The sequence below is a fragment of the Streptomyces sp. NPDC028305 genome (assembly GCF_055569495.1).
The window spans coordinates 392,754-408,259 of sequence record NZ_JBVHTN010000003.1 but is presented as its reverse complement, the minus strand read 5'-3'; the positions used below and the strand labels follow the sequence as shown (position 1 = coordinate 408,259).

General features: G+C 67.1%; 12 protein-coding genes and 3 pseudogenes. 5 read left to right on the top strand and 10 right to left on the bottom strand.

All coding sequences use genetic code 11. The features are described from left to right. Positions 1-82 precede the first annotated feature (82 nt). Entirely contained in the window at positions 83-757 is a 675-nt protein-coding gene (locus ACZ4WQ_RS13180; RefSeq protein ID WP_385339953.1) for a GntR family transcriptional regulator, read from the bottom strand. 235 nt (positions 758-992) lie between these two features. Between ACZ4WQ_RS13180 and ACZ4WQ_RS13175 the strand changes: the two genes are divergently transcribed. From ACZ4WQ_RS13175 to ACZ4WQ_RS13165, 3 genes are read left to right on the top strand one after another with little or no spacing between them, the layout of a single operon-like run. Further along, complete coding sequence (locus ACZ4WQ_RS13175; protein ID WP_398372258.1) at positions 993-2,483, top strand: NAD-dependent succinate-semialdehyde dehydrogenase; 1,491 nt, start codon at positions 993-995, stop codon at positions 2,481-2,483. Beyond that, positions 2,480-3,718, top strand: coding sequence for an iron-containing alcohol dehydrogenase (locus ACZ4WQ_RS13170; RefSeq protein ID WP_398372260.1), 1,239 nt, complete (start codon positions 2,480-2,482; stop codon positions 3,716-3,718). The genes ACZ4WQ_RS13175 and ACZ4WQ_RS13170 overlap by 4 nt, the downstream gene beginning before the upstream one ends. A 32-nt stretch (positions 3,719-3,750) precedes the next feature. Further along, the gene (locus ACZ4WQ_RS13165) at positions 3,751-4,692 is read left to right on the top strand and encodes a 3-hydroxyacyl-CoA dehydrogenase (protein ID WP_398372262.1); all 942 of its coding nucleotides are present in this window, start codon (positions 3,751-3,753) and stop codon (positions 4,690-4,692) included. 359 nt (positions 4,693-5,051) lie between these two features. Here ACZ4WQ_RS13165 and ACZ4WQ_RS13160 read toward each other — a convergent pair. After that, positions 5,052-6,146: pseudogene (locus tag ACZ4WQ_RS13160) on the bottom strand (integrase core domain-containing protein). 108 nt (positions 6,147-6,254) lie between these two features. Here ACZ4WQ_RS13160 and ACZ4WQ_RS13155 point away from each other — a divergent pair. After that, positions 6,255-6,545, top strand: coding sequence for an integrase core domain-containing protein (locus ACZ4WQ_RS13155; protein WP_398372990.1), 291 nt, complete (start codon positions 6,255-6,257; stop codon positions 6,543-6,545). A 272-nt stretch (positions 6,546-6,817) separates the two neighbouring features. Here ACZ4WQ_RS13155 and ACZ4WQ_RS13150 read toward each other — a convergent pair whose 3' ends face one another. From ACZ4WQ_RS13150 to ACZ4WQ_RS13130, 5 genes are all read right to left on the bottom strand, one after another. Beyond that, positions 6,818-7,126: a helix-turn-helix domain-containing protein gene (locus ACZ4WQ_RS13150; protein ID WP_398372264.1), complete on the bottom strand. Its 309-nt coding sequence runs from the start codon at positions 7,124-7,126 to the stop codon at positions 6,818-6,820. 17 nt (positions 7,127-7,143) lie between these two features. Then, entirely contained in the window at positions 7,144-7,569 is a 426-nt protein-coding gene (locus tag ACZ4WQ_RS13145) for a PIN domain nuclease (protein WP_398372266.1), read from the bottom strand. Next, positions 7,566-7,766 carry a hypothetical protein gene (locus tag ACZ4WQ_RS13140; RefSeq protein ID WP_352133401.1) on the bottom strand — a complete coding sequence of 67 codons (201 nt, stop codon included), beginning with the start codon at positions 7,764-7,766 and terminating at the stop codon, positions 7,566-7,568. The genes ACZ4WQ_RS13145 and ACZ4WQ_RS13140 overlap by 4 nt, the downstream gene beginning before the upstream one ends. A 1,262-nt stretch (positions 7,767-9,028) precedes the next feature. Continuing rightward, entirely contained in the window at positions 9,029-9,967 is a 939-nt protein-coding gene (locus ACZ4WQ_RS13135; protein ID WP_385339941.1) for a zinc-binding dehydrogenase, read from the bottom strand. A gap of 63 nt (positions 9,968-10,030) precedes the next feature. Further along, positions 10,031-10,912 (bottom strand): SDR family NAD(P)-dependent oxidoreductase, encoded by an 882-nt coding sequence (locus tag ACZ4WQ_RS13130; protein ID WP_385339939.1) that lies wholly within the window; start codon positions 10,910-10,912, stop codon positions 10,031-10,033. 127 nt (positions 10,913-11,039) lie between these two features. Between ACZ4WQ_RS13130 and ACZ4WQ_RS13125 the strand changes: the two genes are divergently transcribed. Further along, positions 11,040-11,651, top strand: coding sequence for an acyl-CoA-like ligand-binding transcription factor (locus tag ACZ4WQ_RS13125; protein WP_398372269.1), 612 nt, complete (start codon positions 11,040-11,042; stop codon positions 11,649-11,651). A gap of 274 nt (positions 11,652-11,925) precedes the next feature. Here ACZ4WQ_RS13125 and ACZ4WQ_RS13120 read toward each other — a convergent pair. From ACZ4WQ_RS13120 to ACZ4WQ_RS13110, 3 genes and pseudogenes are all read right to left on the bottom strand, one after another. After that, positions 11,926-12,045 (bottom strand): annotated as a pseudogene (locus ACZ4WQ_RS13120) (ATP-binding protein); the annotation flags it as partial. A 41-nt stretch (positions 12,046-12,086) separates the two neighbouring features. After that, positions 12,087-12,415: pseudogene (locus tag ACZ4WQ_RS13115) on the bottom strand (transposase); the annotation flags it as partial. Positions 12,416-12,660: 245 nt separating this feature from the next. Beyond that, the gene (locus ACZ4WQ_RS13110; protein WP_398372271.1) at positions 12,661-14,991 is read right to left on the bottom strand and encodes an alpha-L-arabinofuranosidase C-terminal domain-containing protein; all 2,331 of its coding nucleotides are present in this window, start codon (positions 14,989-14,991) and stop codon (positions 12,661-12,663) included. Positions 14,992-15,506 lie beyond the last annotated feature (515 nt).

The following is a 15,506-nucleotide window of genomic DNA, read 5'->3' as shown; positions in this document are numbered from 1 at the left end:
TATAGTGCCACATCACAATTCATTCCGTAATGGGAGAAGCTCGACGAGCGTCGATTCCTGATCATGCGAGTCGCTCGAGGTCTCAGGCCAGACGACGGCGATACTCATCGACGGCCAGCGCTGCTGCGCCGCGGACATGGTGCTCGCACGCGGCTCGCGCCGCGGCGGCGTCACACGCAACAGCCGCGGCTTCGATGATGCGGCCGAATTCCTCAAAGGAGATCCCCGCCCGTTGGTCGTCCATGAACGCGTAGCGGCGAAAGATCTGGACCCGAGCGTGAATGCGGGCGACATCCTCGGTGAGGACCGGGTTGCCGGCGCCTTCGAGCAGGAGCCCGTAGAACCGCTCGTTTGCCTCCTCGCGTGTCTTGATGGTCCCCCTGAGGTAGGTCGTCTCCATCTCGATCAGGAGCTGTCGCAACTCGCTCTTCACCTGCTCTGACGCGCGTGCCACGAAGAGTTCGCCCATCAGGCCCTCGAGCGCGCGCCGTACCTCGTAGATCTGCTCGATGTCCTGCGGTGTCAACACGGTGACGACCGGTCCGTGGTGGGCGACCACCGTCACCAGCCGCTCAGCCTCGAGCTGGCGCAGTGCTTCTCTGACTACGGTGCGCGAGACTCCGTAGGCCTCGCACAGGCCGCTCTCGCGCAGGGCGTCGCCAGGCTGGAAGGCCCCGCTCAGGATGTCTTCACGAAGCAGGCGTGTGATCTGCTGCCGCAGCGGTGCCGCATGTCGAGTCAGTCTCGAAGTGCTCATGACGGGTCCCTCAGCCTCCAACTGTTGCTTGCCAGGCCCAGCGGCTCTTGGGGCTCGTGAGGCACTGTCTCAAATCGATGCACCGGACCATATCCCGCGCTTTGGCTCGTAGCGTATTACGAGATGACGGTAATACGTCACCGCGCGAACGTGCCGTGCGGCACCGACGGCAGCTCTACCCGAGCCGGCTGGTTGCCGCCGCACCCGCTCCCGCCGAAAGAGGAGGACCCCTTCCATGACGACACCGACCGCGCCGGTCACAGCACAGGTCCGCGGACGGGAGATCCCCGTCGATCTGTACATCGACGGTGTGTGGACACCCGCCGCCGAGACGTTCTCGGTCGTCAACCCCGCAAAGGGTCAGACGATCGCCGAGGTCGCTGACGGCACCGTCGATCAGGCACTCGCCGCGCTCGATGCGGCCGTCGCCGCTCAGGATGCCTGGCGGCACGTGCTTCCGCGCGAGCGTGCCGACCTGTTCCACCGCGCGCACCGGCTGCTCCTGCAGCGTGCCGACGAGATCGTCGAGACCATGACGCTGGAGAGTGGCAAGCCGTTGGGCGAGGCCCGGGGTGAGTTCCAGCTCTCGGCCGACTTCTTCCTCTGGTACGCCGAGCAGATCGCCCACCTTCACGGCACCTACGCACACGGCTCCCGAGGCGCCTACCGTGTCGTCACCACCCACCAGCCGGTCGGCCCGTGCCTTCTCATCACTCCGTGGAACTTCCCGTTGCTGATGATCGCCCGCAAGGCCGGCGCGGCGCTCGCTGCCGGATGCACGGTCGTGGTGAAGTCCGCGAAGGAGACTCCGCTGACCTGCGCGCTGTTCGTGCAGGCGCTGCACGATGCCGGTTTCCCGGCGGGTGTGGTCAACCTCGTCCACACGACGACCTCGTCCAAGGTGTCGGCAGCGCTCATGGCGGACAGCCGTCTGCGCAAGGTGAGCTTCACCGGCTCGACCGGTGTGGGGAGTACCCTGCTGAGCCAGGCGGCTGCGAACATCACCAATGCTTCGATGGAACTCGGCGGCGACGGTCCGTTCATCGTGCTCGATGACGCCGACCTCGACCTGGCGGCCGAGCAGGCGATCGTGTGCAAGTTCCGCAACGCCGGTCAGGCGTGTGTGGCGGCCAACCGGATCATCGTCGACAGCCGCGTCGTGGAAGAGTTCACGGCCAAGTTCGTCGCGTTGACCGAGAAGCTGAAGGTCGGCGACGGGTTCGACCCGGCCACGGAGGTCGGCCCGATCATCTCGGCCCAACAGCGCGACACCGTCAAGGAGCTCGTCAACGGCTTCTCTGAGATCGGCGCGACCCTGCTGACCGGAGGCAAAGAGGTGCCGGGCGACGGATTCTTCTTCGAGCCGACCGTCTTCTCGGTGACGGAGGCGGATGACCACCTTTGCCACCAGGAGCTGTTCGCCCCCATCGCGACGATCTACACCGTTGACTCGGTCGCCGAGGCCGTCAAGGTCGCCAACGACACCACCTACGGCCTTGCCGCGTACGTGTTCACCCGCAACGTGGACCGCGCCATTGCCGTGAGCGAGCGCCTCGATTTCGGCATGGTCGGCATCAACCGCGGCATCATGGCCGACCCCGCAGCGGCGTTCGGCGGCATCAAGGCCTCCGGCCTGGGCCGCGAAGGCGGACACGAGGCGATCTATGAGTTTCTCGAGCCCAAGTACCTCGCCATCACCGTGGACGAGACGGAGGCAGGCCTGTGACCGCCTGCGTCGCCTCCATCGGCGTCCTGCGCCAGCCCAAGACCGTTCTTTTCGGTCCCGGCGAGCGGCGCCACCTGCCCCATCTCCTTGCCGAGATCGGACGGCACGTCCTCGTCGTCACTGACGCCCGTATGGCACAGGTGACCGAATTCAAGGACATGGTGACTGCCATCGAAAGACAAGGGATCACGGTCTCGGTGTTCTCTGAGGCTGAGCCGGACCTGCCTCGCGAGAACGTACTCACCCTCGTCGACCGGTACGGCGACGCCGGCGTGGATGCGCTGCTCGCGGTCGGCGGCGGCTCCTGTCTCGACTTGGCGAAGGTGTCCGCTGCCGTCCTCGCACACGGCGGCGACGTTCGGGACTACTACGGCGAGTTCCTCGTCCCGGGCCCCGGGCTTCCGGTCATCACCGTACCCACCACCGCCGGTACCGGCGCCGAGGTTACCTGTATCTCGGTCGTCTTTGACCGGGAGAAGGGCATGAAGGTCGGCGTGGCCAGCCCACACCTGGAGGCGTACGCCGCCGTCATCGACCCTGAGCTCACCGTCTCCTGCCCGCCGGCACTCACCGCAGCCACGGCGGCCGACGCGCTGACTCACCTGGTCGAGACGTTCACCGACCGGGTCAAGGACGTGACGCCGGAGTTTCTGGTCAATCATCTCTACGTCGGGAAGAACCCGCTGACCGACATCTTCTGCCGCAGCGGCCTGACTCTGCTCAACTCGTCCCTGGAGGGCGTGGTCGCTGACCCGTCCGACATCGAAGCACGCTCCGCGACAATGCTGGCCGCGTACAACGCAGGCATGGCCATCAACACCGCCGGTACCGCCGCGGCACACGCGATCCAGTCCCCGATCGGTGCGCTGACCCACACCTCGCACGGGTTCGGTGTCGGAGCGCTTCTGCCGTACGTGATGCGCTTCAACCTTCCGACCCGGATCGCGGAATTCGCCGAGATCGGGGCGCTGCTCGGTGCCGCGGACCCCGAGTCGACCCCGTTGGATCAGGCGAAGGCCGGCATCGCCCGCGTAGAGGCGCTGCTGGAGACCGTCGGCTGCCCAACCGACCTGAAGACGCTCGGCCTGGACCCGAAGGACTTCTCCTACGTGGCCGACCAGGCGATGCTCGCGACCCGCCTGACGGCCAACAACCCGCGCGATCTCACCCACGAGTCCGTTGTTGAGATCCTGCAGCGTGGCTACGACAACGACCGCACCTGGTGGTCGGTGTGACGAGCACAGCTGCGACACCGACAAGTGGCCCGATGGAGCCGGTCGCCGTCGCCGGCGCCGGCTCCATCGGGGTCGCCTTTGCAATCGTCTTCGCACGAGCCGGGCACGCGGTCCGGGTGTGGGATCCGTTCCCGGACGCTCTGGAGCGCGCCCACGGTGAGCTCTCCGATCGCCTTGTCCAGTTGTCCGTGCACGGCCTCGTCGAGAATCCAAGCGCTGTGAGTGCGCGGGTCACGTTCGCCCGTGACTTGGCGGAGGCGGTCGCGGGAGTAGCGCTGGTGCAGGAATGCGCCCCGGAGCGGGTAGACGTCAAGCAGGAGCTGATCCGGCGTGCGGCCCAGAGCGCGCCTGATCAAGCGGTGTTCGCCAGCTCGAGCTCAGCGATACGTCCCAGTCTCATCACAGCCGACCTGCCCGAAGAGCTACGGGACCGGATCCTGGTCGGTCACCCCGGCAACCCGCCGTACCTCATCCCGGTGATCGAGCTCGTCCCCTCCCCCTGCACTGCTACGTGGGCCGTCGAGCGCGCCCGTGCCATCTACACGGGCGCAGGGCTACGCCCGATCACGGTCAACCATGAACCGGAAGGGTTCGTGTTCAACCGTCTTCAAGGCGCGGTACTGCGTGAGGCCTACTGCCTGGTCCGAGACGGGGTTGCGACCGTTGACGAGATCGACGAAGTCGTCCGCAGTGGTCTTGGGCGCCGGTGGAGTCTCGTCGGCCCATTCGAAACCGTCGACCTCAACACCCGCGGCGGTCTTGAATCACACGCGGAGAAAATGGGACCCGCGTATGCACGAATGGGCGCTGAGCGCGGTCAGAACGACCCATGGACGCCGGACCTCGTGTCGACCGCCGTACACCAGCGTCGCACTCTTCTCTCACTCGACCGATGGGAAGAGCGGGTTCGCTGGCGAGACGAGCAGCTCATGCGGCTGACGCCACTGTGGGAGGACATCCGCGCCACCTCCTGAGTTCCTCTCGGGTCTTCACTTGTCGGCGCGGATGGCTGGTCGAGGGACATCAAATATGTGAACTGTCCGAGGCGCCTCGATCACCCAACGACTCCGACACGTGACGGCGGCCATGGAGAACGGTTCTGATCCACTCTCTGTGGAGCGGTGACTGGCTGTGACATCGGTCAGTCCGCGTGGAGGATCTGCAAACGGAGTAGGTCGAAGCCAGCGCGTCCATACCAGTCCCTCTTGATCCGTTTCACCCGGTTTACGTTCCCCTCGACTCGACCGGAGTTCCACTCCATCGTGAGGCCGGCGATGACGGCGTCGAAGTCCTGGCGGAGCCCTGCGCTTGCCGAATATCTCGTCCGTGCAGGTCACGCGGCATGTCTGTATTCGTGGAGGATGCCGCCAAGGCGGTCGTGGCGTCGGATGGCGAGGTCGTTCAGCTTGTCGGGATCGTCGATTGGTGTGGGGAGTGGGTGTAGTGGTCGGGCGTTCGCGATGCCCTGGTGCGGTCGATGGGAGTTGTAGAACTGCTCGAATTCTCGTAGGGCGTGGAGGAGGTGGCGCTGGTTCCGGATCAAGGTCCGGTCCAGGAGTTCGTGTCTGCAAGGTCTGCGCCCACCTTTCCGTGATCGAGTTCATTCTCGGCATCTGGATGCCGGTGAGGACGATCTCGATCTCCGTGTCCTTGAGGACGGCGTCGAACGGGGCGGGGAACTTCCCGTCCCTGTCCCGGATCATGAATCGTGCCCGGCAGCCTACGTCCTCGAGATCCATGACCAGATTCTTCGCCGCTTGGGTTACCCAGGATGTGGTCGGGTGTGCGGTGGCGCCCAGGACCCGGATGCGGCGGCTGCTGTGTTCGATCACCGCGAGTACGTACATCCGGGCGCCGGACAGGGTGACCGCCTCAAAGAAGTCGCAGGCCAGGTGGGCGTCGGCTTGGGAGCGCGGGAAGTCGGCCCATGTGCTGGAGCTCCGGTCGGGCGCCGGATCGATGTCGGCATCCTTCAGGATCTTCCAGACGGTCGAGGCGGCCACTTTCACTCCCAGCACGAGCAGTTCGCCGTGAAGGCGCCTGTAGCCCCAGCTTGGATTCCTCGCCAGCCGCAGCACCAGAATCCGGATGGACCGTGCTTTACGAGGTCGACCGGGTCGCTTGGGCCGCGATAAGGCGGCATGCCGGCGCCTTGCGAGGTCGCGATGCCAGCGCAGCACCGTGTCAGGCGCATGAGCAGCCGCACCCGCCGCAGAGCCGGCAACGGCAGCCGGTGCAGCAGCGCCGCCAGGAACGCCCGGTCGCCCGGGGTGAACCGTACTCGGGCACCACCGAGTTGGCGTTCGAGCACTGTGATCTGATGGCGGAGGGCCAGGATCTCCGCATCCTTGTTCCGGTCGCTCATCGGCAGCAGACGCAGCAGCGCGAATGCGTTGGTCACTCCCCGGTAGGCCACTCGCAGCAGCACGGTCGATCATCATGACGCGTCGACTACCGGCTACGCGAGAGCGCCGACTCGAGCGACGAGGCCGACGACCGCCAGTCCGGGTCCAGGCTTCCGACCAGGGCGGATGACATTCTCGGCAAGCGCAGGGCCTCGAAGGCCAACGCCCGCTGCGAACGAGTGATCGGCACTCTCCGTCGAGAAGTCCTCGACCACATACTCATCCTCGGTGAAGGTCACGCGCGCCAGGTCCTGGCCGCGTACCAGAGGCACTACAACGCGCACCGCCCCCACCGGGCCCGATGCCAACTACCTCCCCAAGCTCACGGACAACCACCTCCAGTCCTGAAGCCGGCCAGCCGCAAAGTCCTGCGCACTCGCGTCCTCGGCGGTGTGATCAACGAGTACAGATATGCCTCTTGACCAGGAGCGACGATTATTCGAGCCCCGCAGGCCACAGCCCACATCCGTGACACGCCGTGTGCCTTCTGCCTCGTCCAAACGGTCTCGACACCACCGTGCCTCCCGTCGGCGGCCGCAATCCGGGAGTCAGCGGCGTCGAGACCGCATCGCGCCATGTCATCGGCGGGCATCCAGTGCCGCATCAGGCAGCGTCTGCCCTGTTGTGGTGTGACGCGCCGCTCGGGTGCTGGCACAGGCGGTGCGTCACCACGTGAAATCGGCCTGTGTGGGTGTCAGCCTTCTGCGGTGTGTGGTTGGGGCCATGTGGTCTGGGTGACGTGGTCGTGGAAGTCGGCTCGCAGGGTCAGCTCGCCGCCGAGGGCGGTGATGTAAGCGGCCATGGTGTCGATCTGCGGGGTGCTGGCTCCGTTTTCGATCTGCGCGATCCGGGCCTGGCTGACTCCCAGTTCCCGGGCCAGTGCCCGCTGGCTCATTCCTCGGCTGCGCCGGGCCTTTTTCAGGAAGGCCCCCCAGATGTGGGTGGTGGTCTTGTCAGGCGGTGCCGCGTCGGTGTGCTTGGCCGGGTGTGTGGTGTGGTCCATGGTGGCCGTTGTCCTTGTCAGTCGACGCTGCCGCGTGGGGCGATCCACTGGTGGGGTTGTCCGGTCACTTTGGCGATGGTTTCGAAGTCCGCGTCGTAGTGCAGCAAGGTCAGTCCGCATAGTTCTGCGGTGGCGGCGGTCATCAGGTCGACCGCTCCCGGCCCCTGGTGCCAGCTTGTGGCGACGAGAAGGTCTTGCACCTGCCGGGCCCGGGTGAGAGCACGGTCGGGCACAGGGGTCCATCCGAAGGCGTCGTGGAGGTAGCGCTCCAGCACGGCCCGCTCGTCGCGGCCGCCGGTGGCGCGGACCAGTTCGAGTTCGGTGATCTCGCACACACTCGCGCGGCCCTCGTCCAGGACCGTGGCCCAGTGTCGTTCCACGGCGGGGGTGAGGAACAGGCGGTTGCAGGCGCTGGTGTCGATCAGGTAGTGGGACGTGCTCACGCCGGGCGGGCCTCGCCGAAGGCGCCGCCCTCACCCGCGAGCTCGCTCAGCCGCTGCCGGGCCGCGCGACGCTGGTAGATCGCACCGACCGCAATATCCACCGCCTTGGCCACGACTTCGGCGTCATCCTCGGTGTGCAGGAGTTGCTTGGCCTCGGCGAGGCGCTCCTCGTCGATCTCAATGGTGATCTTGGCCATCATGTCCTCCCTGAATGCCTGGGCACCCTCATGACGATAACAAATCCCTTATCGGCGGCGCCGGCGCAGGTGTCGCGCGGTCGACATCAACGCGTATGCCGAGGGTTGGCCTCGGCTGCGATACCCCGCGCCGGCTCCCATGGACGGGCGAGGGGGGCTCGGGTCCACGCGGTCAAAGTCGCCGGACCGTGGTCCGCGTCACTCGAAGGAGGGATACGTCGCCCGACTGCGCCCCGGCGACGCCGACTGGCGCGTAGTGTGCGGGGTGTGTGCTTCTTGGGCTTCGTGCGGCGGTGTATGGCCCTGAATGGATTGCTACAGCCTGATACGGGTGGTTGCAGAGAGTAGTCACAGGGCTGGGGGTCAAGGGGTCGCAGGTTCAAATCCTGTCGTCCCGACCAGCATCATCGCAGGTCGGAGGCCGTTTCCGCGAGTAGCGGAGGCGGCCTTAACCATGTCCGGGCTGGGAGCAAGTGGGAGCCCTCGTGCTCCCAACTCGCAGACGTGTCAACGGTGCCCGATTCGTCCGTCACCCGATCCGGTAGACCTACAGCGCCGTACCGCGCCGTCAACCACAGTCCCCCTACGTCACCCGATCGATCCGGATGTCTTCTGCATCGAGAGGCATAAGGACCCCTTGTCGGCTCCCGAGCACCTTTCGCGGTGGGAGCACGATGTCGTGCTCCCCGTGCGACAGGGGCGGGGCTGACTGCTGTTGATCTCTCCGGGCCAGTTTTCGCAGGCAGCTCGCGCGTGGGGTTCCTGGCTGCCGGGGTGCGCCCCGCGTCAAGGCGGGGTAAAGCCCCTTGTCGCCGGCCGGCAGATGGGGCACTCCCAGGGCGTGAGCGCCGTATCCGGCTCTGTGGTGCCGTAGCGAGACAGTTCGCAGAGGTGCGCTTGCCGGAAATCACATCCTGACAGGTCATGCGGCATGTCGGTGCTCGTGGCGGATGCTGCCGAGGCGCTCGCGCCGTCGTATATCGAGGCTGGCGATCTGGGCCGGGGCGGTGACCGCCGCGGGTCGAGTCTCCAATCGATCCGCGGCGGTTCATGATCAGCTCGCGGGGTGCCGCTGGCGGTAGCCTCCAAGACGCCGGCCACCACGCCTCTACAGCCACTGGGTCCCCAACGCAGCCCGCGAGGCCGTCACCGCCATCGGCACAACCCTGGAACGCGCCGACCGCAAACACGCTCTCAAGGGCCCGGCTCAGCAGCCCGCTCGGTAGGTTGACACACCGAAGGGTTCAGCCGAACTCGCCTGGTCAGTCGTACAGGGCGACCAGTCGGCCGATGACCTCTCCTCGTTCGAGCCTGCCGATGCCGTCGCCGATCTCGTCGAATCCGATGTGGGTGATACGGGAAGCGACCTTGGCGTCGGCGATGAGTTGGACGACCGCCTGGCAGTCCTCGGGAGTGCCGGCCTGGGAGCCGATGAGCGTGACCTGGTTGAGGGTGAGCGTTTGGAGATTGATGGTGCCTTCACCGGTGCCCAGACCCACGAGTACGACGCGCCCGTCGCGTCGTACGGCTTCCACCGCCGCGTTGGTCGTGGTGCCGACTCCGACGAAGTCCACGACGACGTCGAACTGCACGTGGGCGAACGCGGCGATGTCCGCCGCGACATCCGTGACGCCGAGTTCGCGGGCGAAGGCGTGCACCTTCTCGTTCTTCTCGATCACATAAACCTCGGCGCCGACGGCGAGGGCCACCTGGGCACCCAGCGAGCCCAGCCCGCCGAACCCGATGACACCCACCTTGGTGCCGGCCGTGACGCCTCCCTGCACGATCATGGCGTGGTAGGAGGTGAGCCCCGCGTCGGTCGCGGCGGCTGCCTGGTCCCAGGCGATGCCGTCCGGCAGCGGGATCACCAGGTCTTCGCGTACGGCGATCCTGGGCTGGAAGCCTCCGTTCGACGAGGTGCCCGGACCTTCGATCGCGGCGGGCACGGCGACCTTGTCGCCGACGGAAAAACGGGAGGCTCCGACGCCGGTGGAGGCGACGACGCCCGCGATCTCGTGGCCGAGGGTGATCGGGCGGAAGGGCAGCAGTGAGGTCAGGGTGCCGTCGAGGAATCCGACGTCACTGTGGCAGAGACCGGCCGCCTTCACCTCGATGACGATCTCGCCGGCCCCGGCTTCCGGTTCCGGGATCTCGTTGCGGGCGAGGGGCTTTCCGACCTCGGTGAACTGCCATGCCTTCATGTTGATTCCTTTCGGGTCCACCGGCCGGTGGACCGTGTTGCTGGTCCGGCCGCTCGTTTCCTGCTATGCGGCGTCGTGCTTGGCGGCGGCGGAGAAGTGGGGGTCGACGCCGGTGATGCCCATGGCGGTGAACGCCTTGCCGACGACCGAGCCCATGTCCCGGTTGGACACGGAGGTGATACCGCCGTCGACCGCAATGTGCTGGCCGGTGATGAACGCCGAGCGGTCGCTGGCGAAGAACAGGGCCGCGTTGGCCAGATCACGGGGCAGACCGCCGCGGCCGATCGGGTGCAGCTCCCCCAGCGGCTCCTTGAGCGCGTCGACGAAGGCCGGGTACTGCGAGGGATCGAGGTCGGTTCCCTTCGCCATGATCGGCGTCAGAATGAGACCCGGCAGGATGACATTGGAGCGGATCTTGTAGGGGGCCAGTTCATGGGTGGCGGTCCGGGCGACCTGGAGGATTCCGGCCTTCGCGGCGTCGTACGACACCGAGGACAGGCCGGCCTGGATGCCGGCGATGCTCGACATGGACACGATGCTGCCCCCGGTGCCCTGCTGCTTCATCCGGCGGCCGGCGTACGTGTGGCCCAGGACCACCGAGCGGAGCAGAAGGTCGCTGGTGCGGGTGAAGCCGTCGGGGTCGAGGTCGAGCAGCCCGCTCTGTTCGCCGAGGGCTCCTGCGTTGTTCACCATGATGTTCAGCTCGCCGTACCGGCTCACGGCCCGAGCGATGAGGGCCTCCATGTCGGCGGGGACCGTGACATCGGTGTGCTCGAAGGTGACGTCGTCGCCGAGCTCCCGCTGGAGTGCGTGACCGGCCTCGTCGTCGATGTCGCCGACGACGATCCGTGCACCCTCCTCCAGGAAGACATCGACGATGCCCCGGCCGATTCCGCTCACCCCTCCGGTGACGACGGCGACCTTGTCCGCGAGTTCCTGTGCCATGCGCGTGTACCTCCTTGGGACGGCGGAAGACCCTCCGGGATCGCCCGCGCTCCCGCGCGGCCCGGTCCCGCCGGTTAATAATGGTACTTGGTTCCGAAAATATTCTGAGCGGTGAGGACGTGCCGAGATGACCCAGGTCAAGCGGCCCCGAGGACGGCCACCGGTGTCGTCGCGCGAGAAGGTCGAGGCGGTGGCCATCGGGCTCTTCCTGGAGCGCGGCTACACCGAGACCAGCCTCGCGGAGATCATCGCGGCGTCCGGCGTCAGCAAGACGACGTTCTTCCGCTACTTCGGGTCGAAGTCGGAGATCATCTGGTACGCCTTCGACGCGCACACCCGTCATCTGCGACACCTGTTGGCGGAGGCGGACGCGCGGGAGCCGGCCATGACGGTGGTCAGCTCCTGCGTCGTGGAAGCCCTGCGCTCCTCCGTCGACGAGCGGGGAATCTGGTTGACGCGGTTCATCGTCTTCGACAACTCCGCCGAGCTCAGGGCCGAGGGGCTGGTGCAGTGGATCAGCTGGGCCGACGCGGTGAGCGAGTACGTGGCATCACGTCTGGGTGTCAGCGAGCGCGATCTGGTGCCGGCGAGCATCGGTGGCGCCGTCCAAGCCGCCTTCCTCGCCGCCCTCCGCAGCTGGCGGCCCTCGTCGAAGCCCGCTTCCGAGCTGCTTCGCGGCCTTGCGGCGGATCTCGCTCCGCTCTGCGATGTGCTGCAGGAATGGCTCGACCGACGGTGAGGTCCTTGGGGGTTACCTCAGGCTCCGCACGCCGCGATTATTCGCGACGCACGCTGAGGCGGGGACGGGCCTTGTGCACCGGCCCGGGTCCTTCACCGGCGATTTCCGCTCAGCACAAGCGACTTGTCGGTGAGTGGCTGAGTCGTGGGCCAGCGGCAGCGGATGCAAAGCGGGCCTCTGCTGTCAGCTGATGTTGGTCATTCCCCGGTGCTGGCGGCAGGAACCCGTCCGAGGTCGCGTCCGCGCATGCGGTAGCTGTCTCCCTTGAGGGAGATCACTCGGCATGGTGGACGAGGCGGTCGATCATCGCGGCTGCGACGGTGTCGTCGCCGAAGACATCGCCCCAGCATCCGGAGAGGTTGTTGCTGGTCACGATCACGGACGCGCGTTCGTAACGGCCCGAGACGAACGGGAAGAAGAGGTCCGCCGCCTCCGGATGTCGCGGGTGCCGTCCACGGTCACCGCCATCACGACGTAAACCGGACGGTTCGCGACCTGCCCATCCCTGATCTTCACGTTGATGGCGTCCACGAACAGGACCGGGTAGCCAGCGGCCGGTTCTGCCATTCGGCCATGCCGTCCATGATCTTGTCAGTGATGGTGGAGATGATCTGCTTGGACACCTCCGCGCCGTACACCTCGGCCAGGTACGCGGAGATCTCGCCGTGAGTGACTCCCTTCGCGGACAGCGACAGCACCATCTCGTCCACGCCGGTCAAGCGCCGCTGCCGCTTCTTGACGATCTGCGGCTCGAAGCTGCTGGCGTGGGCCGCCACTCTCCCGGGCCTGGAGGGAGCGCTCCAGGCTTGCCGGAGGAGATCTACCGGGGAAGGGGTGCGTGGCCCCCGTCGAGTACGGCGGCCACGCACCCCTTCCCATGACCACGGGCATGGATGGCTCAGCCGTGGTCCCCGAACGGGCGGACGCAGGGGTGCCTGCTTACCGCGCCGGTTGAGGAGACGGAGTCGGCCCCGTCCCCTGCGTTGGGATCAGGTTGCTGTGGGGCGCTTCAGTTCAAGGTGAGTTCGAGCACGGTGACGGAGAGCGCTGGCACGGTGGTGGTGAAGGTCGCGGCGGCGCCGGTGACGGTGGCGGTCTTCGGCGTCAGGGTGTCCGGCTTGTCGAGCGTGTTGGTCGTGGTGCGTGAGGGGCCGGTGAGGACGGTGGCCTTGGCCTTTCGCCTGACGCCTCCGTTCAGCCCGTTGAGCGTGATCGGCAGGTCCACTTGGTGGGAGGCGGAGTTGACGATCGCGAGGTAGACGGTCTTCCCGGAGCGGGTGGCGACCGCGGCGACGGAGGGCAGCGCCCGGGCGGTGGCGGGCAGCACGGTGGTGCCGAGCTGCTGGGTGAGCATGTGCTGGACCCAGTAGCTGGGTGAGGCGTAGCTGGTGAGGTTGTTGTAGGCGATGAGGTTGGTGGCCCAGGTGTTGTTCTCGACGTGGGAGAAGAGCGGTGCGTAGCACTCCATGAGTACCTGGTCGGAGTTGCGGATCAGGCCGGTGAGCCAGGCGGCGTCGGCCAGGGCGGCGTTGAGGTTGGGTGTGGGCCTGCCTTCCTGTGCGGCCCACTCGCCGACGAACACCTTGGTTGAGGCGCGGTCCCGATTGTCGTACTTGTGGGTGGAGGCTTGGCCGGCCGAGGACGAGAAGTAGTAGTGCTCGTCGATCACGTCCGGCGTGCGGCTGTTCACCGGCATCGTGGCGATGAGCTTGATACGGGGATACGCCGCCCTGATCGCGTCGTGGAAGGCGGCGTAGCGCTCCTCGTAGGAACCGGACGTGTCGAAGAAGTCCTCGTTGCCGATCTCGACGTACTCCAGCGGGAAGGGCGCGGGGTGGCCGTCCGCTGCCCGCTTCGCGCCCCACGTGCTGGTGACGGGCCCGGTGATGTACTCGATCTCGTCGAGGGCGTCCTGCACGAACGGCTTGAGTTCGTCGCCCGTGACGTGCCCGCCCCACAGTGAGTAGCCCGCGAAGACGCCGAGGACGGGCTGGGCTCCCATGTCCTCGGTCCACTGGAGGTATTCGGGCAGGCCCAGGCCGTCGGTGGACCAGTAGCCCCAGGCGTCGTCCTGGTGGCCGGGGCGCTCCCACGCCGGGCCGATGGTTTTCTTCCAGGCGAACCGGTTGGCGATGATGCCGCCCTCGAGGAAGTTGCCCCCGGGGAAGCGCAGGAACTTCGGCTTCAGGGCGACGAGTTTTTCCATCAGGTCGATGCGCAGCCCGTTGGGACGGTTCTTGTAGGTGGGTGGGAAGAGGGAGACATGCTGGAGCCAGAGCGTCGTTCCCGCGGCGGTGGGGTCCGTGGTGGTGACGGTCAGCCGGGCGTTGCCGGTTACCGGGACGTCGCGTCCGGTGTGCAGGGTGAGCGTGACGGGCTGGTCGGGGAACTGCGTGCCGACCTGCCGGAGCTGCGCGGACGCATACACCCGGGAGCCGTCCGCTGATTCGACGGCCACGGTCAGTGGCCCGATGTGCTGCGACGCCTTGGCGAAAAGCAGGGCGGTGTAGGTGGTGTTGGGGCGCACGGGGATTCCCCAGAACCCGTCGTTGGAGACTCCGGCGCGGCTGCCTGTCCCGGTGCCGGCGGGCAGTTCCACTCTGAGGGAGCGGTCGAGGGCGTCGTTGAGGGGGTGCGCGGTGTCGAGACCGAGGGTGGATCCGCTGACTGCCGACCAGTGGACTGGTGTGTTGTTGTCCGCCATCATCGAGCGGTTCTGCACCAGTTCGGCGTAGATGCCGCCTTCCCCGGAGTGGTTGATGTCCTCGAACATGAGGCCGGGCAGGATCGGTGAGACGGCGTGGGCAGGCGAGCCCGTCTCCACGGTGAGCAGCGGTGTCGTGGAACCGACCGGCACTCCGGCCAGCTGCGCCGCCTGCTCGGCGGTGAGGACGGACGGGAAGAACCAGACGTCGTCGATGAGCCCGTGCCACTGGTCGACGTGGCCGCCGCCGTAGAGCGCCCGGCCTATCGCGGTCTCGCCGGTGCCGGCCCAGCCGGCGGTGCAGTCGACCTCGCCTTCCAGAACGCCGTTGACGTAGAGGCGGATGACACCGGACGACGGGTCGCTGACCCCGGTGAGGTGGGTCCAGGCGCCGGTCGTCGGTGCTGCTGCGGCGGCCGCGACCACAGCGCTGCCGCCGGCATCCGTGTTCAGACGGGCGAAGGAGAAGGTGCCGGTGTCGTCGCGCACCCCCAGGTAGAAGGCGCTGACGGTTCCTCCGTTGATACTCACCGCTGTCTGGTAGCCGCCGAGCTGGGCGAGGTTGACCCAGGCGGACACGGAGAACGCCTTGGAGGTGTCGAGGACCGGCGGTGGTGGTGGTTGCGTTGCCGCCACCCGTGAGGTCGAGGCAGTGAGCACCGGTCTTGCCGGTGCCCCAACCGGCTCCGCCCTTGAGGGCCGCGTCCTGACCGCTGCCGGAGGAGTCGGCGGCGGTCGTTCCGCTGCCCTCGTCGAAGGTCCAGTGCGCGTCCGCTTCGGGGAGTTCGACGGCCGCGGTGGCCGTCGGCGCGTCGGCGGCTCGTGCGGAGCCGGTCGTGCCGAGGGCGCTGACGAGCGGCACGGCACTCAGTGCGGCGATGACGGCCCTGCGGGGCAGTCCGTTGTCGGTTGGCACGGCGCACTCCTTTGCGATGAAGGAAAATGGGGTCTGCGCCGGCTACGGCGCGGCCGCCTCGGAACGGAGCGCTCGCTGGGGCGGCAGGATGAAGAGCGATGAAGCGGCTGAGGGCGCTGCCCTTGACCGGTTGGCCACAGAGCTGCCGGGCGCTCCCCGGCCCCGGTTGTGATCACTGCGCTGTCCGTTGCCGCCCGCCCCCCGCTCCGTGCGCTGCACGCCCGCAGCACCTGCT